Origin of the sequence: Frigoribacterium sp. MCBA15_019, from assembly GCF_001864945.1 — a bacterium.
Lineage (GTDB): Bacteria > Actinomycetota > Actinomycetes > Actinomycetales > Microbacteriaceae > Frigoribacterium.
This window is the reverse complement of the sequence record NZ_MJGS01000012.1, coordinates 304808-326335: the sequence shown is the minus strand read 5'-3', so window position 1 is coordinate 326335 and position 21528 is coordinate 304808. Positions and strand designations below refer to the sequence as shown.

The following is a 21528-nucleotide window of genomic DNA, read 5'->3' as shown; positions in this document are numbered from 1 at the left end:
CCCTGTTGGCCGTACTGCGCACCCGGCTGGCCCTGCTGGGCGAACGCCTGCTGACCGTACGGCGCACCGGACTGACCGGAGGGCTGCTGACCCTGGGACTGCTGGCCGTAGCCCGACTGCTGCCCGTAGCCAGGCTGCTGGCCCTGCGGCTGGCCGTAGCCCGACTGCGGGCCCTGCGGCGGCTGGCCGTAGGCCGACTGCTGGCCGTACCCGGACTGCTGACCGTAGCCCTGCTGCCCGTACCCTGCCGGCGGCTGCGCACCCGGCTGGCCGTAGGGCGGCCGGGGCGGCTGGGGCGCACCCGGCGGGACCTGCCCCGGGCGGGACTGCGGCGCCGGAGCCCCCTGGGGTGCGCCGTAGGGCGCCGACCCCGTCGGAGGCACCCCGGCCCCGCCGTACGGCGACGACGCGGGCGGCTGCGAGGCGTACGGGGACGACGCGGGCGGCTGCGTGGCGGGCGGCTGGGACGCGGCCCCCGGGAAGGCGGTCGGCGGCAGCGGCGGCGAGGCGGTGGCCGCACCGCCCCCCTCGGACGGGCGCGTGGGAGGCGCGGTGGGTGCCGCGGGCGGCGTCGGCGCCGAGGGCGCGGTCGGCGCCGAGGACGGCTTCTCGGGGGTGGTGTCGTCGGTGGCCATCAGCTGCCTTTCGCGAGCGGTGCGTCGGTCGTGCCGCCGGAACGGCCGGTCACGCCTGTGACGGTCGCGTCCCGGGACACGAAAGGGCCCGCACCACGCGGTGCGGACCCCGTCATGCTAGCGAGGGTCGTGATGAGCGGCCCCTGGGAGGCGACGCCCGACGACGCGAGGACGACCTACGAGTTGTAGCTGCCGTCGTAGAGGTCGGGGTTGCTGGCGATGGCGCCGAACACGACCACGAGCAGGATGATGCCGATGATCGTCAGAGCGACGACGACGTAGCCGAGGATGAGACCCGTCAGGGCCATCCCGCGGCCCTCTTCGCCCCGCTTCTTGATCTGGCTCAACGCCATGTGGCCGGTGACGATGGCACCGAGGGCCGTGATCGAGGTCAGGAAGCCGGCGATGCCGAGGATCATCGAGACGAGGGCGAGGGTGTTGCGCTGACCGGGGCGAGCGCCGTTCTGCCCCTGGTAGGCCGGCTGACCACCGGAGGGCTGCCCCGGGTAAGCCGGCTGTTGGCCCTGGTACGGGTTCTGCGACGAGGGCTGGCCGTGGGGGGAGGGGTTCTGGTCGGTCATCGGGAGACGTCCTTCTGGTGAGGTTCGGCCGGTGACGGCCGCGGTCGGTCGAGCGCCCATGCTATCGGCGACGGTCGGCCTGCGGCCGAGGACGGGCCTCCTAGGCATCGCCTCGGGGTTCAGACCGCCTGGACCGTCGTCACGGGCAACGTCGAGTCGGCCCCGAAGTCGAGCGGCGACGGTGCCCGGCCCCGCGACACGAGTTCGGCGCCGAGCGCCGCGATCATGGCGCCGTTGTCGGTGCACAGCGAGAGGGGCGGCACGCGCAGCTCGACCCCGGCCGCCGCGCACCGTTCGGCCGCGAGCTCGCGCACGCGGGCGTTGGCGACGACTCCCCCGCCGAGCAGCAGGCGGGGCACGCCCCGGTCGGCGCAGGCCGCGAGCGCCTTGGTGAGCAGGACGTCGGCGACGGCCTCGCGGAAGCTGGCGGCGACGTCCGCGACCGGCACCGCGCCTCCTTCGCTGCGACGCTGTTCGACCCACCGGGCGACGGCCGTCTTGAGGCCCGAGAACGAGAAGTCGTACCGGTGCTTCGCCAGGTCTTTCGGCAGGGTCAGCCCCCGCGGGAAGCGGACGGCCCTGGGGTCGCCGCCTTCGGCGACGCGGTCGATCTGCGGCCCGCCGGGGTAGGGCAGGCCGAGCAGGCGGGCGACCTTGTCGAAGGCCTCGCCCGCGGCGTCGTCGATGGTCTCGCCGAGCAGTTCGACGTCGTCGACGAGGTCGCGCACGTGCAGCAGCGAGGTGTGGCCGCCCGAGACGAGCAGCGCGATGGTCGGCAGCTCGAGTTCGCTGCCGTCCTCGCGCAGCACGTCGGCCCCGACGTGGCCGACGAGGTGGTTCACGGCGTAGAGGGGCTTGCCCGTCGCCAGGGCGAGGGCCTTGGCCGCGCCGACTCCGACCATGAGCGCCCCGGCGAGCCCGGGCCCGCTCGTCACGGCGATCGCGTCGAGTTCGGCCGTCGTGACGCCGGCCTCGGCGAGCGCCGCGGCGAGGGCGGGTTCGAGTGCCTCGAGGTGGGCGCGCGCGGCGACCTCGGGCACGACGCCGCCGTAGCGGGCGTGTTCGTCCATCGAGGACGAGATGACGTTCGCGAGCAGGGTGCGGCCGCGCACGATGCCGATGCCGGTCTCGTCGCAGCTGGTCTCGATGCCGAGCACGAGGGGCTCGCGGACGACCGGCTCGGCGACGGCGGACGAGGAGGCGCGGGTGACGGTCACGGGCGGACGTCCTGTTCGTCGAGGGGCGCGTCGCCGAACGGCTCGACGGGGCCCGGTGTGGTCTCGGTGGCGGCCGGCGGGACGCTCAGTCGCATGACGACCGCGTCGACCCCGTCGGGCATGTAGTAGCGCGTGCGGACGGCGATCTGCTCGAAGCCGAGCGTCTCGTAGAGGTGCTGCGCCCCGGGGTTGTCGGCTCGCACCTCGAGGAACACCTCGCGCACCCCGCCCTGACGGGCCTCGGTGAGCAGCTGGGTCAGCATCGCCCGACCGAGCCCCTGACCCTGGTGCTCGGCGAGCACGGCGATGGTCTGGATGTCGGCCTCGGGGGCCCCCTTCAGTGCCAGCATGCCCGCGTAACCAATGACGGTGGTGTCGCCCTCCTCAGCCGTGGCGACCAGGTACCGACCGCCGGGGGCGGTGAGCTCGTGCGTCATGCTCGCCCGCGACCAGGCGTCGGTCGCGAAGGTCGAGGTCTCGATGGCCATGATGCCGTCGAGGTCGTCGAGGGTGGCCGTCCGCAGCAGGACGCTCATCGTGTGACCGGCTTGGGACCGGCCGACGGGGTGACGTCGGGCTCGCGCAAGTACAACGGCTCGGCGTCGGCGAACGCGCGACCGTGCTCGAAGAGCCGCTCGGCCAGCATGCCCAGGGCGGCCGCCGAGACCGTCGTCGCGTCGGGGTCGGTGCGCGGCCAGGACGAGGAGGCGCCGGTCGCCTCGTCGAGGTCGGCCGGCCTCACGAGGGCGGGGCCGGCCACGAGCACGGGCAGGCCGTCGTCGTCGAGCCCCGACCACGAGCTGTACGCCACCTCGCGGCGGCGGGCGTCGGTGACGACGACGAGCGGCGCGTCGACGGGCCCGCCGGCGGTGCCGACGGAGCGGCCGGCCACCGCCGAGAGCCGCTCGAACGCGACGGCGTCGTGGCTGCCGACCGACAGGCACGGCACGCCGGCGCCGAAGGCGAAGGCGCGGGCGGCGGCGATGCCGACGCGCAGGCCCGTGAAGGGGCCGGGGCCGCGACCGGCGACCACGGCCGAGAGCTCGGCCGGGGCGACGCCGGCCTCGCGCAGGGCGTCGTCGATCAGGCGGCCGATCACCTCGGCGTGACGCCGGGTGTCGGCGACCGTGTGCTCGGCGAGGACGCCGCCGTCACGGTCGACGACGGCGACGGACGAACCGGCTGAGGTGTCGATGGCCAGGATCACGGGGTCAATCGTAGGCGGTGTCGGGAAGCCGACCCGCGCCTCCTGACGGGTGACGGAGCCCGGCCGGGGCCGGGCTCCGTCGGGTCGGTCAGAAGGCGCCGATGCGTCGCGCCGTCCCGGGCTGGCCGAGGAGCGCGGCGATGTCGGACGGCAGGGCCGACACGATGCCGAGCGACGAGGTCAGCAGGCTCGTCATGCCGCCGAGGTCGAGCACCTGCTGGGTCTCGACGTTGCGCCAGGACGAGTTCTTGGCCGACAGGGCGACCGCGGTGTCGAACCGGGTGACGGTCTTGTTGTCGCCGCCGCCCCAGCCGACCAGCGTGGCCTGGGCCGCGGTCCGGCGCTGGTTGAAGGCGTTTCCCGAGACGGTGATGCCCATCGAGTCGGCCGACCGGTTCGTCTTGCTGTCGAGCACGAACACCTGGTACCGACCACCGCTGCCGAAGGCGTTGTTGGCGATGGTGATCTTGCCGGTCACCCACGTCATGGTGGGGTCGGGGATCGGGCGGCGGCGGTCCTGGCCGGTCGGGGCGGTCGCCTGACGGCGCTCGTCCTGCGTGACCTTGATGCCGAACTCGCTGAAGCCGCCGATCGAGTTGTTGTAGACCCGGACGTCGTCGGTGTCCATGATCTGCAGCCCGGCCTTGCCACCGGTGATGACGTTGTCCGCCACGACGGCCTTGCTCGAGAGCTCGAGCTGGATGCCCGTCCACTCGTTGCCGTCGACCGTGTTGCCGGTGACCTTGCTGTCGTACACCGATTCGTCGAGCCACAGGCCCGAGCTGTAGTTGCGGCTGATGTCGTTGTTGGTGACCGTCACGCCACGGGACCGGGTGATCTTGACGCCGCCCGACACGGGCGCCTCTTTGAAGCGCTGCCAGTTGTTCTGACGCACGACCGAATCGGTCAGTTCGAGGTCGTAGGAGGCGTTGGTGCCGACGCCGAGCAGGCCGCTGCGCTCGACCGTCAGGTGACGCAGACGTCCGCCGTTGTTCTCGAGGTTGATGCCGATCATCGCGTTGTCCTGGACGACCAGGTTCTCGGCGGTGCCACCGGTGTTGCCGAAGCGGATCGCGCCCTTGTCCGCATTGGGGGTCGCGTACCGGCGGATGCCGAGACCACGCACCGTCGAGTCGGGCGACTGCACCCAGATCGCCTGCTGCTTGTTGCTGATCCGGAGTTCGTGACCGGCGGGGTCGCTGCCGATCAGCACCCGCCCGCCGGCGGGGTCGGGCGCGAAGGTTCCGGGAGCGAGCTGCGAGGGAGCCACCTGGGTCAGCTGGACGCCGTCGAGGAAGACCTGGTCGGGTCGGGCCGCGTAGGGGAACGAGGGCGAGACGAAGCGGGGGTTGTCGACCGAGCCACCGATGTCGGCGGACGGGAAGAACGACCACGGCGTGCTCCAGCCCGAGCCCGACCGCTGCCACGTCGAGACCGGCACGGAACCGTCGAGCCACACGGCCTCCCGGGGGAAGGACTGGATCGTCAGCTTCTTCTGGAACGGGACGACGACGCCCTCGTTGTAGGAGCCGGCTCGCAGTACGACCGTCCCCCCCGAGGGAGCCTTCGCGATCGCGGCCGCGAGGGTGCGGAGCGGGGCCGCCTGCGTGCCCGCCGCCGAGTCGTTGCCGCTCGGCGAGACGACGACCGCGCCCGCCGGGACCGCGTAGGACGCGCCACCGACCGGGAGCGAGCCCTGCGAGACGGCGGGGACCGGGGCCGGCGTCGTGGGCGCCGGAGTGGTGGGGGCCGGGACCGGGGCCGGCGTCGTGGGCGCCGGGACCGGTGCGGGCACCGGGACGGGCTCGGGGGCCGGGACGGCCGTCTGGGGCGAGCTCGTGACGACGAGGTCGTCGAAGCTGGTCTCGACGGGGGCCTTGTTGCCGGTGCTCGCGTACTGCCAGATGCCGACGGCGCCGGGAGCCGCCACCCGGTCGGCGGCCGAGTCGCTCACCGACACCTGCCACGCGGGCTCGGCCGATCCGCGGACCCAGGCCTTGCCCTGGACGGACACGGTGGTCGTGCCCACCGCCCGGAAGGCGACGGCCACGGTGGACCCGGTCGTCACGGTCGAGGGCAGGTCCGCGCGACCGAGCGCGGTCTCCTTCCCCTTCCAGACCTTGGTCACCACGAGCACGGCCTTGCCCGAGGCCGCCAGCTCGAGGCGGCCGCGATAGGCGGACCCGTCGGCCTGCCGCCGCAGCTCCCAGCCCTGGTAGAGGGAGGCCACCGTCTTGGGCAGGGCGATGTGCTCGCGGACCTCGACGTCCTGCACGGACACCGACTTGAGGGTCGCGGTGGCCGAGGCGCCCGGCGCGAGGCCGGAGATGGTCGAGACGCCCCGGGCCACGGAGAAGGCCGCGGTCGGGCTCGACCATGTCGTCCACGTCCCACCGGCGTCGGCCGGACCCCAACCCCCGCTGATGGTGCGGCCGGCGGCGTCGGAGGCGACGGTCGTCGGAGCCGAGGAGGCGCTGGTCGCGGGCACGAGGACGGCCGCGAGACAGGCGACCGCGGTCACCAGGGCGCCGGCGACGGCGCGTGAGCGGGTGGGCGGGTCGAGCCGGGGCGTGGTGGCGCTGGACATCGGCGCTCCTTTCGTCGTGGTGGAGTACTGATGATCGCGTCGCGACACCCCCAGGACGGGGGCTTGCGGAAGTCGGATCGGAGGAGGCGGATCGGACCCGCTCCGAGGACAAGACGAGATCTTGTTACATTCAGGCGCAGTCCGCAACCCTCCGTCAGCCCCCGTCGTGGTGGCTCCCCCTCGGGTGGCAACCGTCCGAGGGGCACCCGGACTGGTGCCGTCGACGGATGCGGGGTCGCCTAGAGTTCACGCATGACGCAGCCGCGACTCGACCCGAGGGTCCGGACGACCACCCCGTCCTGGACCCCGTCCCTCGTGGCGTCCGAGTCCCGCACCTGGGTGCGCGTCCTGGCCGCGGCGGCTCTCGTGGCCCTCGGGATGCGCTATCCCCTTCCCCAGGGCGTCCAGCTCGGCTTCGTCGTCGCGGTGGCGCTGCTGCCCGTCTGGTGGGGCGCCGTGCGCCGCCGCCGATGGGGGGTCTCGTTCATGGCGGTCGGCGCCCTCGCCGCCGTCGCCGGCGTGTGGCTCGGCATCGCCAACGCCGTCGACCACGAGGTCGACCGCGCGTCGGCCGTCCCCATGACGGTCCTGCTGCTCGGCGCCCTGCTGGGCATCGGGCTGTTCCTCTGGGCCAGCGACGTCCTGGGGCCGCAGTGGGCCACCCTCTTCTTCGGCGTGGGCCTGGCGCTCCAACTCACGCCGACCACGGCACTCTTCGCCAGCAACCCCTGGAAGTTCGGCTTCGCCCTGCCCGCGACGGTCATCATCCTGGCGCTGGCCGCCCGACTGGGCCGTCGGTGGGAACTCACCGCGCTGCTCGTGCTCACCGTCGTCGCGGCGCTCAACGACTTCCGCTCGGCCTTCGGGCTGCTGCTGCTCGCGGCGATCCTCGTCTTCGCCCAGATGGCGATCGTCCGTCCGCACCGTCGGCCGTCGGCGCCCGCGGTGCTGGTCGGTCTCGCCGCCCTGGGGTTCGCCGTCTTCCAGCTCGGCCAAGCACTCATCCTGGACGGCTACCTCGGCCAGGCCGCCCAGTCCCGCAGCGTCGAGCAGCTGCGCGTGTCGGGGTCGCTGATCCTGGGCGGACGGCCCGAACTCGCCGCGACCCTCGCGCTGATGCGCGACCACCCCTGGGGCTTCGGCGCCGGCGCCGTCCCGACGCCCGAGGACATCCGCGTCGCGAAAGAGGGAATGAGCAGCATCGGCTACCAGCCGAACAACGGCTACGTCGAGCGGTTCATGTTCGGCGGCAACTTCGAGCTGCACTCGATCGTGGGCAACCTGTGGTCGCAGTCCGGCGTCGCGGGCCTCGTCCTCGTCGCGTTCATGCTCGTCGTGCTGGCCGTCGGCATGGCCCGGCGCATCGCCGAGGGGACGGCCAGCGGCATCATGCTCTACGCCTCGGCCCAGAGCATCTGGAACGTGTTCTTCTCGCCGTTCTACGGTGCCCTGACCACCCTGATCCTCGCCGTCGGCCTCGCGTTCCTGCCGCTGGCCCGCCGACGGACGGACGACGATCCGGGGATGCCGTCCGAGGTCCCCGACGACGTCAGGGCCGCGCCCACTCCTCGACCGCAGTCATCCCGCCCGACCACCGGCTGACCCGGACGAACCCCTCCCTGGCCAGGACCTCGTCGTCCTCGAGCCCCGTCGGCGGGTCGTCGGGCTCGACGACCCACAGCCGGTCGACCTCGGTCAGGCGGGACCGGTCGGAGCCGAGCGGCCACGAGGTGCCCCTCAGGCTGTCCTCGTCGAGTGCGTCGGACCGCCTCGTCACGTCGACGAGCCCCTCGAAGGCCTCGGGGTAGGTGACCTCGACGTTGTCGGTCGTCCGCCGGACGACCGTCGCCGTCCCGTCGTCGAGGGGAGCGAAGTAGACCCCGTCTCCCGGTGCCGATCCGCGGTCGACCACCGCCGAGGCCTCGGCCCAGTCCGTCCCGCTCTTGCCCGTGACCTGTCGCTGCGAGGCGTAGACGGGGACGCACAGCAGCACGACCGCGACGACCGCGACCACCCGCGCCGCCCGGCGACGCAGGGCGAGAACGCCCAGCCCGACGAGCGCGGCACAGACGGGGGCGGCGAAGGTGAAGTAGCGCGGGTTGTAGAGCGGGCTGACGGTGAGGCTGTAGGCCACGACGACGACCGTCGGAACGACGAGGACGGGCGCGAGCGCGAACAGGGCCCGGCGCCCGTCACGTCGGCGACCGGCCACCACCGCGAGCACGATCAGGGCCCACCCGACCAGGGCGAGCCCCAGCGAGGCGAGCGCCCAGGGTTCGGTCGGCGACGCGGTCGACGTCACCCGCGTCGGCGTCCCCCCGAGGAACCACTGGTTCACGACCACCCCCCGCGCGATCTGGACCAGGCCCAGCCGGTTGTCGCCCAGCTGCCCCTGTTGCCCCGCCGCGAGCAGCACCACCGGCGACGCCGCGAGGCCCCCTCCCGCCGCCGCGACGAGCCAGGCGAGACGACGACGGATCGTGACGTCCCGGGCGACGACGACCGTGACGGCGTGCGCGACCGCGAGCAGGGCGACGTAGATGTTGAGGGCCGTCCCGATCCCGAGGAGTGCGGCGTACCCGACCCAACGACCCGTGCCTCCTCGGCGGAGGGCGACGACGAGGAGGACGGTCGCCCACACGGCGAAGGCCGCGCTCGGCCCGAACGACCGTGCCTCGATGCCCATCCAGGTGATGCGCGGCAGGACGATCGCCACGACCGCCCCCACCACGGCCGCGTCCGGGCGGCCGAGGACCACGAGCAGACGGTGCACGCCCACGACCGAGACGCCGACGGCGATCGCGCTCGGCAGCCGGAGGGCGAACGGCGAGATGCCCGCGACGCTCGTCCAGAGGTGCATCACGAGGTAGTAGGCGGCGTGCACCGCGTCGATGCGCTGCACCAGGGCCCAGAGCTCGGGCAGCGACCGGGTGGCGGCCGAGACCGTGGCGGCCTCGTCGGTCCAGAGCGACACGGTCGACGAGCCGACCAGGGCCACGGCCGTGCCGACCAGACCGAGCGCGAGCGGGACGCCGATCGAGGAGGCGCGGGGGCGTCGCGAGGACGCCGGCGACCCGGTCGGGCGGGTCGTCGTCGGGGTGGTGGTCGTCATGGCCGTCCTCACGCGTGGCCGACCGCGAGCCGTCGCCTCGGGCGAGGGAGAGGGCGACCGGACCGACGGGTCGGGTGCGGGTGGCCCGGAGTGCTGGCATGCTAGCAGCGGCCCTGGACCCCGCCGGCGTCCGGCGGGACGGGCCCACCCGAACGAGGAGCCGCCATGTCGTCGGACGACCAGACGCCCACCGAGCCGACCACCCCCCGATCCCGCCGACGCCTCGTCGTCGTCGCCGGCGCCGTCGTGGTCCTGCTCGCGCTGCTCGTCGCCTTCGTCATCGTGCCCGCCGTCTCGGGCGGAGGCGACGAGCCCGGCGCCGCCGGGACGACGTCGGGGTCGCCCTCGGCCGCCGCGCCCTCGGAAGGCGGCACGACGGCTCCGACCGACACCGCGCCTCCTGCGGCGGGCCCCGACACACCCGAGTCACCACCCGTCGGCCTCGACGAGTCGCCCTCCGTCGTGGACGGGGTGACGGTCCGGGTGAAAAGCCTCGACGGCGTCGACGGAGAGGCCACGTTGCCCGGAGAGGTGTCGGGCCCCGCGGTCCGCGCCGAGCTGGAGGTGTACAACGCGTCGACGGCCCCCGTCGACCTGTCGACCGTCGTCGTCAACCTGGCCTACGGCACCGGTCGGACACCGGCCAACACGTTCTCGACCGGGACTTCTTCGTTCCCGGCCTCGGTCGCGGCCGGCGCCACCGCCACGGGCGTCTTCGTGTTCGCCGTGCCCGCCGACGCGCAGGACGACCTGCGGCTGACCTTCGACTACGCCGTCGACGTGCCCGTCGTCGTCTTCGAGGGATCGACCTCGTAGAACCCCTGTACCCACAACGGGGGCCATTGTCCCCCCTTGGGGGGACCTTATAGTCGTCAAGCCATCGGTACCCGAATGCCGATGTCGCCTACCCGACCCGAATGAGGCCTCCCCATGGGAAGATCTGTCTCGTCGCGCCTTCGCCTGCCCGCGATCGTCGCTGCGTCTGCTGTGCTCCTGTCCGTCCTGGTCGGAGTGCAGCCCGCTGCGGCCGACTCCGCCCCCGCCGACCCGACGTCGCCGTCGACCCCGGCGACCGTCACGGCCGACGCGCTGCCGGCACCCCAGATCGACGGCTCGGTCTTCTCTCAGGTCATCGTGGGCAACACCGTCTACGCCGCCGGCAAGTTCACGAAGGCGCGCCCGGCGGGTTCCCCCGCGGGCGTCAACGAGGTGCCGCGCAGCTACCTCCTCGCCTACGACATCACGACCGGTGCGCTCTCGACGACCTTCGCGCCCGTCATCGACCAGCAGGTGAAGGCGATCGCGGCCTCTCCGGACGGCAAGCGCATCTACATCGGCGGCGCGTTCACCAAGGTCAACGGTGCCAACAAGTACCGACTGGCCGCCCTCGACCCGACCACGGGTGCCGTCATCAGCGGCTGGAACCCGGGCACGAACGCGTCGGTCAACGCCATCGCCGCCGTGGGTCCGAACGTCTACTTCGCCGGAGCGTTCTCGAGCGTGGGCAAGGACACCCGAGTGAAGGCCGCGGCGGTCACCGCCTCGAACGGCACCAACCTGCCCTGGGCTCCCCAGATCGCGAACGGCGACGTGCTCGGCCTCGTGACCAGCCCCGACGGGTCGAAGATCGTCCTGGGCGGTTCGTTCGGATCGGTCAACGGGTCGGCCCAGCCGGGCTACGGCCTCGCCATGGTCGACTCGTCGACCGGAGCCAACCTGCCCCTGCAGGCCAACGACGTCATCCGCAACGGTGGTGGCCAGGCCGCGATCTACAGCCTGAGCGCGACCGCCAACGGGTTCTACGGTTCGGGCTACACCTTCGGCGGCGGCGGTCGACTCGAGGGCGCCTTCAAGGCCAACTGGAACGGCGACCTGTCCTGGGTCGAGGACTGCCACGGCGACACCTACTCGGTGGCCGCCAACAGCACCGCCGTCTTCGTCGCCGGCCACCCGCACTACTGCGGCAACATCGGCGGCCAGCCGCAGACCGATCCCTGGACCTTCCAGCGCGCGATGGCCTTCAGCGACTCCGCGACCGGCACGGTCGGCAACGACCCCTACGGCTACTACAACTTCGCCGGCACCCCGGCCCCGAGCATCCTCAACTGGTTCCCCGACTTCGCCACGGGCACCTACACCGGCCTGAGCCAGGGCCCGTGGAGCGTCGCCGCGAACGACAAGTACGTCGTGTACGGCGGTGAGTTCCCCTCCGTCAACGGCAAGGCGCAGAACGGCCTCGTGCGCTTCGCGGTGTCGAGCATCGCACCGAACAAGATGGGCCCCGAGGCGTCGGGTGCGCTCTTCACCCCGAACCTCGTCTCGCTGTCGTCCGGAACCGTCCGCGTCAGCTGGCAGTCCAACTGGGACAAGGACAACGCGAACCTGACGTACGCGGTGTACCGCGACGGCGACCTCACGAACCCGGTCTACACGACCACCTCGGCCTCGACCTTCTGGAAACGCCCCGCCCTCGGCTTCGTCGACAAGGACCTCGCCCCCGGCAGCACCCACGGCTACCGCATCCGCGCCACCGATCCCCTGGGCAACACGGTCCTCGGGGACGGCGTGAACGTCACGGTGACCGCCGACAAGGTCTCTCCCTACGCCAAGCAGGTCGCCGCGGACGGCGCCACGTCGCTCTGGCGCCTCGGCGAGAAGAGCGGCTCGACCGTCTACGACTGGGTCGGCTACGACGACCAGCAGGCGCAGGGCGGCGTGACCCGTGGCGCCACCGGTCAGACCACGTCCGACCAGGACGGCGCGAGCACCTTCTCGGGCACGGACACCGGTCTCTCGTCGACGGCGTCGGCGATCACCGGCCCGCAGACCTTCACGGTCGAGGCCTGGTTCCGCACGACGTCGACCACCGGCGGCAAGATCGTCGGCTTCGGCAGCAACCGCACCGGCAACTCGAACTCGTACGACCGGCACCTCTACATGGACCCCCGGGGCCGTGTCTCGTTCGGCGTGTACCCGAACGCCAGCCGCATCATCACGAGCCCGACCGCCCTGAACGACGGCCAGTGGCACCAGGTGGTCGGCACGTTGAGCTCGGCCGGTCAGTCGTTCTACGTCGACGGCAAGAAGATCGCGACCGACGCCGGGACGACCAGCGCCCAGGACTACACGGGCTACTGGCGCATCGGTGGCGACAACAACTGGGACGGTGCTCCGTACTTCCAGGGCGACATCGACGACGTGTCGGTGTACCCGAAGGCCCTGAGCCCCCAGCAGGTCGACGGCCAGTGGGTCGCCTCGGGACGCACGAGCAAGCTGCCGACGTCGCCCACGGACGCCTACGGCGCCCGGGTGTTCCAGGACGACCCCGAGGCGTACTTCCGTCTCGACGGTGACTCGTCCGCTGTCGCGACCGATTCCTCCCCGGTCGGCACGAACGGTGTCTCCACCGGCGGGCTGACGACCGGCGGTCCGTCGGCCGTGGGCGGCACCGGCAAGTCCGCGACGTTCAACGGGCAGGACGCCGGGGTGGCGACGACGACCTCGTACGACACACCCAACAGCTACACGCTGGAGACCTGGTTCAACACGACCACGACCTCGGGCGGCAAGCTGATCGGCTTCGGCAACCAGCAGACCGGCTACAGCGGCAACTACGACCGCCACGTCTACATGGAGCAGGACGGTCGCCTGCAGTTCGGCAACTGGACCGGCCGGATGAACCTCGCGAGCAGCACGGCGAGCTACAACGACGGTCGCTGGCACCACGTGGTCGCCACGCAGGGGTCCGAGGGCATGAAGCTCTACGTGGACGGCGCCCAGGTCGGGTCGAACCCGACCACCGCGTCGGACGGCTACCGCGGGTACTGGCGCCTCGGCGGCGACAGCTCGTGGAACTCGGGCTCGGGATACTGGGCCGGCAGCCTCGACGAGGCCGCGGTCTACGCACGCCCCCTCGACGCCACGACGGTCGCGCAGCACTACGCGCTCGGCGCGAACAAGCCGAACGCGGCTCCCGTGGCCGCCTTCTCGTCGGCACCCACCGGCCTCGGAGTCGCCTTCGACGGCAGCACCTCGGCCGACGGCGACGGCTCGGTCGCCTCGTACGCCTGGGACTTCGGGGACGGAAGCGCCGCGGCGTCGGGGGTCAAGCCCTCGCACACCTACGCGGCGGGCGGCACGTACACGGTCACGCTGACCGTGACCGACGACCGAGGAGCCGTCGGCACCTCGACCGCGACCGTGACGGTGACGGCGCCCCGCGTGAACGCGGCGCCCACCGCCTCCTTCACCTCGACAGTGGACCACCTCGTCGTCGCCGTCGACGGAACGGCCTCGTCCGACGCCGACGCCGACGGTGGCATCGCGTCGTACCGCTGGGACTTCGGTGACGGCACGGCCGCAGCCACCGGCTCGACCACCGGCCACACCTACGCCGCGGCCGGCACCTACACCGTGACCCTCACGGTGACCGACGGCGAGGGTGCCACCGGCACCTCCACCGGCACGGTCACCGTCGCCCCGGCCCCGCCGGCGAACGTCGCCCCCACGGCGTCGTTCACGAGCACCGCGACGGGTCTGGCGGTGTCGACCGACGCGTCGGCCTCGACCGACCCCGACGGGACCGTGGCCGGCTACGCCTGGACCTTCGGAGACGGCGGCACGGCCATCGGGAGGACCGCCTCGCACACGTATGCCGCTGCCGGCACGTTCACCGTGACCTTGACGGTGACCGACGACAAGGGAGCCACCGGCACCTCCTCGGGCACCGTGACGGTCGCGCCGATCCCCAACGCGGCCCCCACGGCATCGTTCACGACGGCGACCGACAAGCTCTCGGTCTCCGCCGACGGACGCGCCTCGAGCGACCCGGACGGCACCGTCTCCGCCTACGCCTGGGACTTCGGCGACGGCGGCACGGCGACCGGCAGCACGGCGAAGCACGACTTCGCCACCGGCGGCACGTACACCGTGACCCTCGTCGTGACCGACGACAAGGGGGCCACGGGCACCCGCACCTCCACGGTGACGGTCACCGCGCCTCCGGTGGTCACGGCGGTCGCGCAGGACGGCTTCGGCCGCTCGGCGACGAACGGTTGGGGCTCGGCCGACGTCGGCGGCGCCTGGACGCGCACGGGCCAGGCCTCGCAGTACTCGGTCGCGAACGGCGTCGGCACCCAGTTCCTGGGCGCCGCCGGCTGGAACACCTCGATGGCCCTGACCGGTGTCAGCTCGATCGACAACGATCTGCGGACGAGCGTCAGCCTCGACAAGGCGGCGACGGGCGGCGGCACCTACGTGTACGTCACCGGTCGCAAGGTCGCCGCGAACACCGAGTACCGGGCGGCGCTGCGGTACCGACCGGACGGCTCGGTCGTGGTCGCGCTCACGGCCTTCAAGGGGTCGACCTCGGGCACCGCCCTCGTGTCGGAAACCCTCGTGCCGGGGAAGGTCGCCCCCGGGGCAAAGATCAACGTGCGCCTCGAGGTCAGCGGTTCGGGCACGACGACGATCCGCGCCAAGGTCTGGGCGGACGGCGCCACCGAGCCGACGGCGTGGACCGTGTCGGCCACCGACACGTACGCAGGGCTGCAGGCTCCCGGCTGGGTCGCCCTCGGCGCCTACGCCTCGGGCAGCACCACCAACGCCCCGCAGACGGTCTCGTTCGACGACCTGAGCGTCTTCAAGCCGTGACCGACGTCGTCCCGGGGCTCCCGAGCAGGCTCGTCGTCCAGCAGTCGTTCCCCCGACCGCGACCGACGACGAACCCCTACCTGGTGATGCTCCGGGACGCCGTCGGCGCGGTGCCCGGGGTCGAGGTGCGCACCTTCGACTGGAAGGGCGCGCTGCTCGGCCGTTACGACGTGTTCCACGTGCACTGGCCCGAGATCCTCGTCTCGGGGCAGAGCCCGCTCAAGGCGCTCGTGCGTCAGGCGTTGACCGTCGCCCTGGTGACGAAGCTGCGACTGACGCGCACCCCGATCGTCCGCACCGAGCACAACCTCGAGCTGCCGAGCGGCATCTCCCGCCGCGAGCGCGTCCTGCTGCGCTGGATCGAGCGACGCACCACGCTCTGGGTGCGGCTGAACGACGAGACGCCCGAGCACCCCGACGCCCTGGGCGCGCTCATCCCCCACGGCCACTACGTCGACTGGTTCGCCCGCTGGCCGTGGCCGTCCCGCGAGGCCGGCCGGGTGTCGTACTTCGGCTTCATCCGTCGCTACAAAGGGGTCGACGGCCTCGTCCGGGCCTTCCGTGGCGTGCGTGGCGACGACCGTCGACTGCACGCCGCCGGAAAGCCCTCGACGCCCGAGCTGGCCCACGGCCTCGAGCAGCTCGCGGCCGACGACCCCCGGGTCAGCCTCGACCTGCGGTTCCTCGACGACGAAGCCCTCATCGACGTGGTGCGCCGGGCCGAGCTCGTCGTGCTCCCCTACCGCGAGATGCACAACTCGGGCGGTGTGCTGACGGCCCTGTCGCTCGGCCGGCCCGTGCTCGTGCCCGCCAACGAGGTCAACGCCCGTCTGGCCGACGAGGTCGGTGCCGACTGGGTCCGGCAGTACGCCGACGACCTCGGTCCCGACGACGTCGAGCACGCGCTCGACGCGGCCTCGCAGCTCGACGACGACGCCCGCCCCGACCTGTCGGCCCGCGACTGGGACCGTGCCGGCGAGGCGCACGTCGCGGCGTACCGTCGTGCGATCGCGGCCGTCCGCGGTCGAGGCGTCGTCGACGGACGTCGGGTCCGCCCGTGAGGTCAGCCGTCGACGCGGCCGTACTCCCGGTACCCCGCGCCCCACGCGCCCGCCACCATGCCGGCGCCCCGGGCCATCGTGCGGATGCCGCGAGCGCGTTGCCCCAGCGACCGTCGCCCGAGAGGGCGGGACACCGTGCCGAGCGCGTACCGGCCCAGCCCGCCGACGACCCGCACGCCGCCCTTGGCCGACAGCCGGAGGCGCGTGCCGAGTCGCGAGGCCCCTCGCGCGGACAGCATCACCGAGGTGAGGCTCCAGCCGTTGCCGCTGCTGTAGGCGCGTTGCACGACCCAGCGCCGCGTGACCCGGTGAGCGGGGACGACGTCCGTGACGACCGCCTCGGCGCACCACAGGATCGCGCCGCCACCCGCGACCAGGCTCCGCGTGAAGAGGGTGTCCTCGCCGCCGAGCTGACCGAGCGCGACGTCGAACGTCAGCCCCTGGCGGCGCACCTCGGCGAGGTCGAGCAACAGGTTGTTGGTCGCGGCGACGTCGACGGACGTGCCGGTCGCGAGTCGGCGGCGCACGAAGAAGCGTCCCTCGACGATGAACGGCTCGGGCTCGACCTCGTACTCGCTGCGCACGGGGCCGACGACCGCCGCGGCGCCGGTCTCGGCCTGCAGGGCGACCAGCGCGTGCAGCCACTGCTCGGACGGCCGCTCGTCGTCGTCGATGAAGACCAGCAGGTCGCCGTCGCCGCTCTCGGAGAGCGCCCGGTTGCGGGCCGAGGCGATGCCCGGGGTCGCCTCCACGACGTAGTCCACCGTCACGGGCTCGGCATCGTCACCCGGGCCGGCCGCGGCGAGCGCCACCGCCTCGACACGCGCGCGCCCCGACCCGCTCGCGTCGTTGTCGACCACGAGCACGCGCGCCTCGACGCCGAGTCCGCGCACGCCGCGGGCCTGCTCGACGAGCAGCGGCAGCACCGCGTCGAGATCACGCGGCCGGCGGAAGGTCAGCACGGCGATCGTCAGGAGGCGCGGGGCGGTCGGGTCGGTCGTCACGGCCCCCAGCATGTCAGGTCGGTGACCGGCGTCGGGTCGCCCACCGCGCCTCCTGCGGGTGGACGGGGGACGAACCGTGGGTGAGTCGCTCGCCGGCCTCTCGGTGGTCGTCGTCAACTACGGCTCGACCGACCTGCTGCGGCAGAACCTCGCGCCCGTCTCGCGGGTGACCGAGGGCCTCGTCGTGGTCGTCGTCGACAACTGGTCCGGTGCGGCGGAGCGTGCCCGGGTCACCGAACTGGCCGCGGCCGAGGGCTGGCACCTCGTGGCACCCGCCGGCAACGAGGGCTTCGGCACCGGGGTCAACCTCGGCGTCGCCCGGGCCCGCGAGGCCGGGGCGCGCCACCACGTGCTGCTCAACCCGGACGCCGTGGCCGACGCGGGGGCCCTCGCCGCGCTGCACCGCGCCTCCTCGTCCGAATCGCTGACGATGAGCGCGCCGACCGTGTTGCGCCCCGACGGCAGCGTCTGGTCGGCCGGCAGCGACCTGTACCTGGACGACGGGCGCATCCGGTCGCGACGGCGACGGCTGCCCGGCGCCCGCGTCGAGGAGTGGCTGAGCGGCGCCTGCCTCGTGCTGAGCGACGAGCTGTGGCAGCGTTGCGGCGGCTTCGACGACGACTACTTCCTGTACTGGGAGGACGTCGACCTGTCGCGCCGCGTCGTCGGTTCAGGAGGCGCGCTGCGGCTGCTCGACGACGTCACCGTCGTCCACGCCGAGGGCGGCACGCAGACCGCCGGCGGGGCGGACCGGTCGGGGCAGGCGAAGTCGGCCGGGTACTACCGCCACAACATCCGCAACCGTCTGCTGTTCGCCGCGAAGCACCTCGGGGACGACGACCTGCGCCGGTGGCGACGCCTGACCCCGCGCATCGCGTGGGAGGTGCTGCTGCAGGGCGGGCGGCGGCAGTTCGTGCGGTCGCCGGGCACGCTGCTCGTGGGGCTGCGGGCCGTGCTCGAGGGGCGTCGCATCGTGGCGGCCGAGCTGCGGCGCCGTGCCGCGGCGCCGGGAGCCCCGTCGTGACGGCGGCCGCGGGCACCACGCAGGCGCCGCCGAGGCCCGGTCGACTGCACTGGGTCGACGTGACGAGGGGGCTCGCCGTCCTGCTCGTCGTCTTCTACCACGTCGTGATCGCAATGAAGGTGGACTCCGTGGCCGCGCCCGCGTGGGCCGTCGTGCTGAACGACGCCCTGGCGCCCTTCCGCATCCCGACGCTCATGTTCTGCTCGGGCCTGTTGTTGGCCCGCTCGCTCGAGAAGCCGCCGAGGACGTACCTGGTCGGCAAGCTGAGGCACATCGGCTGGCCCTGGCTGGTGTGGACGACCGTGATCGTGGTGTTCCTGTGGGCGGGCAGTTCGGTGGCCGGTGACGGCAACTACGGCCCCGGTCGGCTCGTTGAGCTGGTGCTCTCCCCCACGACCTACACCTGGTACCTCGCGTACCTGTTGGCGTTCTACGTCGTCGCCCTCGTCGTCCCGGCGGCGGTGCGCTCGGCTGCGGTGCCCGTGCTGCTCGTCGTGAGCGTGCTCGTCCACGACGGCGACGGCTGGACCCGGGTGACCTTCCTGCTGGCGTTCTTCTTCCTGGGCGACGCGGCGGCGCGCCACCGGGACGCCTTCGAAGCCCTCGCCCGGCGTCGCGTCGTCGTCGCGCTCGGGGCCGTCGCGGCGCTCGGCACGGCCGTCGCGTCGACGCAGCTGCCGGGACTCCGCTACGACCTCGTCGCCGCGATCGGCGTGGTGGGACTCGTCCTCGTGGCCGTCCCCCTCGGCAGCCGTCTCGCGTCGACCCCGGTGGGCAGGGGGTTGAGCGCCATGGGCCGCGACTCGATCGTGTACTACACGACCCACTGGATCGTCGTCACCCTCGGCGTGCACGTCCTCGGTGCGCTCGGACTGCACCAGGGCACCCTCATGATCGTCCTCTTGCTGGTCGCCGGCCTGGCCGCCCCGTGGGTGATGGTGCGACTCTCGCGCCGGTCGCGACTCGTCGCCGGACTGTACGCCTGGCCGGCACGACGACAGACCCCCTCCTCGAAAGCACGGCCATGACCGCCACCCCCCTCCCCGCCGTCCCGGTGCACCGTCGCATCCAGGGACTCGACCTGCTCCGCGGCGCGGCCATCCTGCTCGTGCTGCTGAGGCACTCGTGGCCCGACCTGTTCGGCGGGGCGGGCATCGTCGGCGTCGTCGTGTTCTTCACGCTCAGCGGTTACCTCATCACCGGCCTGCTCGCCGACGACGTGCGGCGGTTCGGTCGCATCCGCTACGGGCGGTTCTACCGCAACCGGTTCTTCCGGTTGATCCCGGCCCTTCTGTTCGTCCTCGTCGGTCTCGTGGTGATGGAGGGGCTGCTCGACGTCTCGGACACCCGTCGCTTCGTGCCCCGCACGATCGGCGTCGCCCTGACCTACACGATGAACATCCCGCTGTTCAACCACGGCAGCCCGAACTTCAGCCACCTGTGGACCCTCGCCAACGAGGAGCAGTTCTACCTGGTCTGGCCGCTGATCGTGTTCGTCGGCGTCCGCTACCGCAAGCTGCGCCTCCTCGTCGCGGTCACCGCCGTCGTCCTCGTCGTGCTGCTGGTCGCCACGGTGGCGTGGCACCGGGACGACATCGGGACGATCTACAACTACCCGACGACGTGGACGATATCGATGGTCGTCGGCGCCGCGGCGAAGCTCGGCGAGCCACGCCTCGACGCCCTGATCGGTGGGCGACGAGCCGCTCCGGCCGCTCTCGTGGGCGCGATCGCGCTGGTCGCGATGTCGCTCGTGCCGGACGCGAAGGACCATCTCGTCACGTACCTCCTGGGCGGTGCCGCCATCGGCGTGAGCACCGTCCTGGTGGTGTGGAAGCTGAAGGAGTGGGTGGTCGTGCCCCGCGGGCTCGGGCCGCTGGTCGCACTCGGCACGATCTCTTACGCGGTCTACCTCTGGAACTACCCGATCAGCTGGTGGCTCCGCGACGGCGGCGCCCCGGAGGTGCCCTTCACGACCGTCGGCCTGTCGATCGTGGCCGGCGTCGTCAGCTGGGTACTCGTGGAGCGCCCCGTGGCCGGGCTCAAGGCGCGGCTCGAGACGCGCGCGATCGACGGGCCGAGGCGACCCGAGCCCGTTCCGACTGCCCGGAGCTGATCCGCTCACCTGCGGTGGCGCTCCCTCTGCGCAGGAGGCCGGTGATAAATTTACCAACCTTCGACACGAGGTCTGATAAATTTATCGCCATGCGATCTCCCCTCACGAACCCGTTCCAGGCAGGCTCCGATGTCGTGCCCGACGTGTGGGCCGGTCGAATCGAGCAGTTGAGCGACTGGCACCAGATCCTGCGCCCCCGTCGGCACGCCGGCCTGTACGAGACAGGACGGACGATCCTCGGCGAACCGGGCACCGGCAAGTCGAGCCTCGTCCGCCGCATCGCCCGCGACGCCGCGGAGGCCGGCGACTGGGTCACGCCGCAGCTGCGCATGCCCACCGGGGCCGATCCCCTCAAGATCATCGCCTCCGCCGTCCTGCGACTGGCCGACCGCGCCGGGCTCCGCACCTCGACCCGCAGGGGGGTCCTCGACCTGCTCGCCAGGGTCGAGCAGGTGGCCGTGACCGGCTTCTCGGTGACGACCCGCGGCGCCGACGGCCCCGAGCCCTTCACGGCCCTCTTCGAACTCCTCGTCGAACTGGGTCAGGCGGCGATCGAGCAGGACGCCGTCGTGATGATCCACGTCGACGAGGTGCAGAACATCGGCGACGAGGCCGCCCTCTCACAGCTCCTCATCGCCCTCGGCGACGCCCTGTCGCACGAGGTCGAGGTCACCGTGCCCGGCGGAGGCACGGTGTCCCGCCACCTGCCCGTCGCCGTCTACCTCACGGGCCTGCCCGACTTCGAGGACATGGCGGGTGCTCGGAAAGGGGCGACCTTCGCCCGACGGTTCCGCACCGTCACACTCGGCCCCCTCGACGAGGGCGACATCCTCGAGGCACTCCAGCCCTTCGTGATCGCGGGGTGGGAGACCGCCGGCGACCACGGTGCCGTCGAGACCGTCCGCATGGACCCTGCGGCGGCGAAGGCGATCGCGGCCCTCAGTTGCGGAGAGCCCTTCCTGTTCCAGCTCGCCGGCCAGCGGGCGTGGAACGTCGCGACGGCACCCGTCGTCTCCGAGGAGGACGTCGTGGCCGGCTGGCGCGGAGCCGAGAGCGAGGCGTCGGCCCACGTCGAGCGCATCCTGAACCGCCTCCCCCCGCGCGAGCACGAGTTCTTGAGGGCGATGGCGTCGCTGCCCCCCGCAGAACGCACCCTGAACGCGATCGCCGAGGCGATGGGCCTGGCCTCGGGCACCCAGCTCGGGCCCACCTCGCAACGGCTCGACACGGTGCGTGGCGTGGTCAGCCGGGGCAAGCCGTACGCGTTCCGCAACCGTGCCGTCGAGGCCTACCTGACGACGGACTGGCCCCGAGCGGGCTGACTTCGAGCGG

At 72.6% G+C, this 21528-nt stretch carries 15 protein-coding genes and 1 pseudogene; 8 read left to right on the top strand and 8 right to left on the bottom strand.

Features of this window, described 5'->3' with window-relative positions; translation table 11 throughout:
- The 6 genes and pseudogenes from BIV04_RS17170 to BIV04_RS10785 form a co-directional block, all read right to left on the bottom strand.
- Positions 1–635, bottom strand: a pseudogene (locus BIV04_RS17170) (hypothetical protein); the annotation flags it as partial.
- Positions 636–811: 176 nt separating this feature from the next.
- Positions 812–1216 (bottom strand): DUF4190 domain-containing protein, encoded by a 405-nt coding sequence (locus BIV04_RS10805; protein WP_071256260.1) that lies wholly within the window; start codon positions 1214–1216, stop codon positions 812–814.
- A 119-nt stretch (positions 1217–1335) separates the two neighbouring features.
- Positions 1336–2433, bottom strand: a complete 1098-nt coding sequence (gene tsaD / locus BIV04_RS10800; protein WP_071256257.1) for a tRNA (adenosine(37)-N6)-threonylcarbamoyltransferase complex transferase subunit TsaD — start codon at positions 2431–2433, stop codon at positions 1336–1338.
- On the bottom strand, positions 2430–2969 hold the full coding sequence (gene rimI, locus BIV04_RS10795; protein ID WP_071256255.1) for a ribosomal protein S18-alanine N-acetyltransferase: 540 nt from the start codon (positions 2967–2969) through the stop codon (positions 2430–2432). The genes tsaD and rimI overlap by 4 nt, the downstream gene beginning before the upstream one ends.
- Positions 2966–3640 (bottom strand): tRNA (adenosine(37)-N6)-threonylcarbamoyltransferase complex dimerization subunit type 1 TsaB, encoded by a 675-nt coding sequence (gene tsaB, locus BIV04_RS10790; RefSeq protein ID WP_071256254.1) that lies wholly within the window; start codon positions 3638–3640, stop codon positions 2966–2968. The genes rimI and tsaB overlap by 4 nt, the downstream gene beginning before the upstream one ends.
- 88 nt (positions 3641–3728) lie before the next feature.
- The gene (locus BIV04_RS10785) at positions 3729–6227 is read right to left on the bottom strand and encodes a right-handed parallel beta-helix repeat-containing protein (protein ID WP_071256253.1); all 2499 of its coding nucleotides are present in this window, start codon (positions 6225–6227) and stop codon (positions 3729–3731) included.
- A 252-nt stretch (positions 6228–6479) separates the two neighbouring features.
- Between BIV04_RS10785 and BIV04_RS10780 the strand changes: the two genes are divergently transcribed.
- Positions 6480–7829: an O-antigen ligase gene (locus tag BIV04_RS10780; RefSeq protein WP_071256252.1), complete on the top strand. Its 1350-nt coding sequence runs from the start codon at positions 6480–6482 to the stop codon at positions 7827–7829.
- Here the strand turns inward: BIV04_RS10780 and BIV04_RS10775 are convergent.
- Positions 7777–9339 (bottom strand): glycosyltransferase family 39 protein, encoded by a 1563-nt coding sequence (locus BIV04_RS10775; RefSeq protein WP_071256251.1) that lies wholly within the window; start codon positions 9337–9339, stop codon positions 7777–7779. The two genes, BIV04_RS10780 and BIV04_RS10775, sit on opposite strands and share 53 nt — an antisense overlap.
- A 165-nt stretch (positions 9340–9504) precedes the next feature.
- On the opposite strand from BIV04_RS10775, the gene BIV04_RS10770 reads away from it, so the two are divergent.
- The 3 genes from BIV04_RS10770 to BIV04_RS10760 all read left to right on the top strand — a co-directional run bounded on the left by BIV04_RS10770 (position 9505) and on the right by BIV04_RS10760 (position 16052).
- Positions 9505–10155, top strand: coding sequence for a hypothetical protein (locus BIV04_RS10770; protein WP_071256250.1), 651 nt, complete (start codon positions 9505–9507; stop codon positions 10153–10155).
- A 114-nt stretch (positions 10156–10269) separates the two neighbouring features.
- Positions 10270–14991: a LamG domain-containing protein gene (locus BIV04_RS10765; protein WP_071256248.1), complete on the top strand. Its 4722-nt coding sequence runs from the start codon at positions 10270–10272 to the stop codon at positions 14989–14991.
- Positions 14988–16052 (top strand): glycosyltransferase, encoded by a 1065-nt coding sequence (locus BIV04_RS10760; protein WP_071256247.1) that lies wholly within the window; start codon positions 14988–14990, stop codon positions 16050–16052. Before BIV04_RS10765 ends, BIV04_RS10760 begins: the two co-directional genes overlap by 4 nt.
- Positions 16053–16054: 2 nt before the next feature.
- Here BIV04_RS10760 and BIV04_RS10755 read toward each other — a convergent pair whose 3' ends face one another.
- Complete coding sequence (locus tag BIV04_RS10755; protein ID WP_255364259.1) at positions 16055–17056, bottom strand: glycosyltransferase family 2 protein; 1002 nt, start codon at positions 17054–17056, stop codon at positions 16055–16057.
- 76 nt (positions 17057–17132) lie between these two features.
- Here BIV04_RS10755 and BIV04_RS10750 point away from each other — a divergent pair, with 76 nt between their 5' ends.
- The 4 genes from BIV04_RS10750 to BIV04_RS10735 all read left to right on the top strand — a co-directional run bounded on the left by BIV04_RS10750 (position 17133) and on the right by BIV04_RS10735 (position 21518).
- The gene (locus BIV04_RS10750; RefSeq protein ID WP_143048670.1) at positions 17133–18080 is read left to right on the top strand and encodes a glycosyltransferase family 2 protein; all 948 of its coding nucleotides are present in this window, start codon (positions 17133–17135) and stop codon (positions 18078–18080) included.
- A complete protein-coding gene (locus BIV04_RS10745) occupies positions 18077–19108 on the top strand; it encodes an acyltransferase (protein ID WP_071256245.1) in 1032 nt (343 codons plus the stop codon). Before BIV04_RS10750 ends, BIV04_RS10745 begins: the two co-directional genes overlap by 4 nt.
- Positions 19105–20196 (top strand): acyltransferase, encoded by a 1092-nt coding sequence (locus BIV04_RS10740; protein ID WP_071256244.1) that lies wholly within the window; start codon positions 19105–19107, stop codon positions 20194–20196. The genes BIV04_RS10745 and BIV04_RS10740 overlap by 4 nt, the downstream gene beginning before the upstream one ends.
- Positions 20197–20285: 89 nt before the next feature.
- Positions 20286–21518 (top strand): ATP-binding protein, encoded by a 1233-nt coding sequence (locus BIV04_RS10735; protein ID WP_071256243.1) that lies wholly within the window; start codon positions 20286–20288, stop codon positions 21516–21518.
- Positions 21519–21528: the final 10 nt, after the last annotated feature.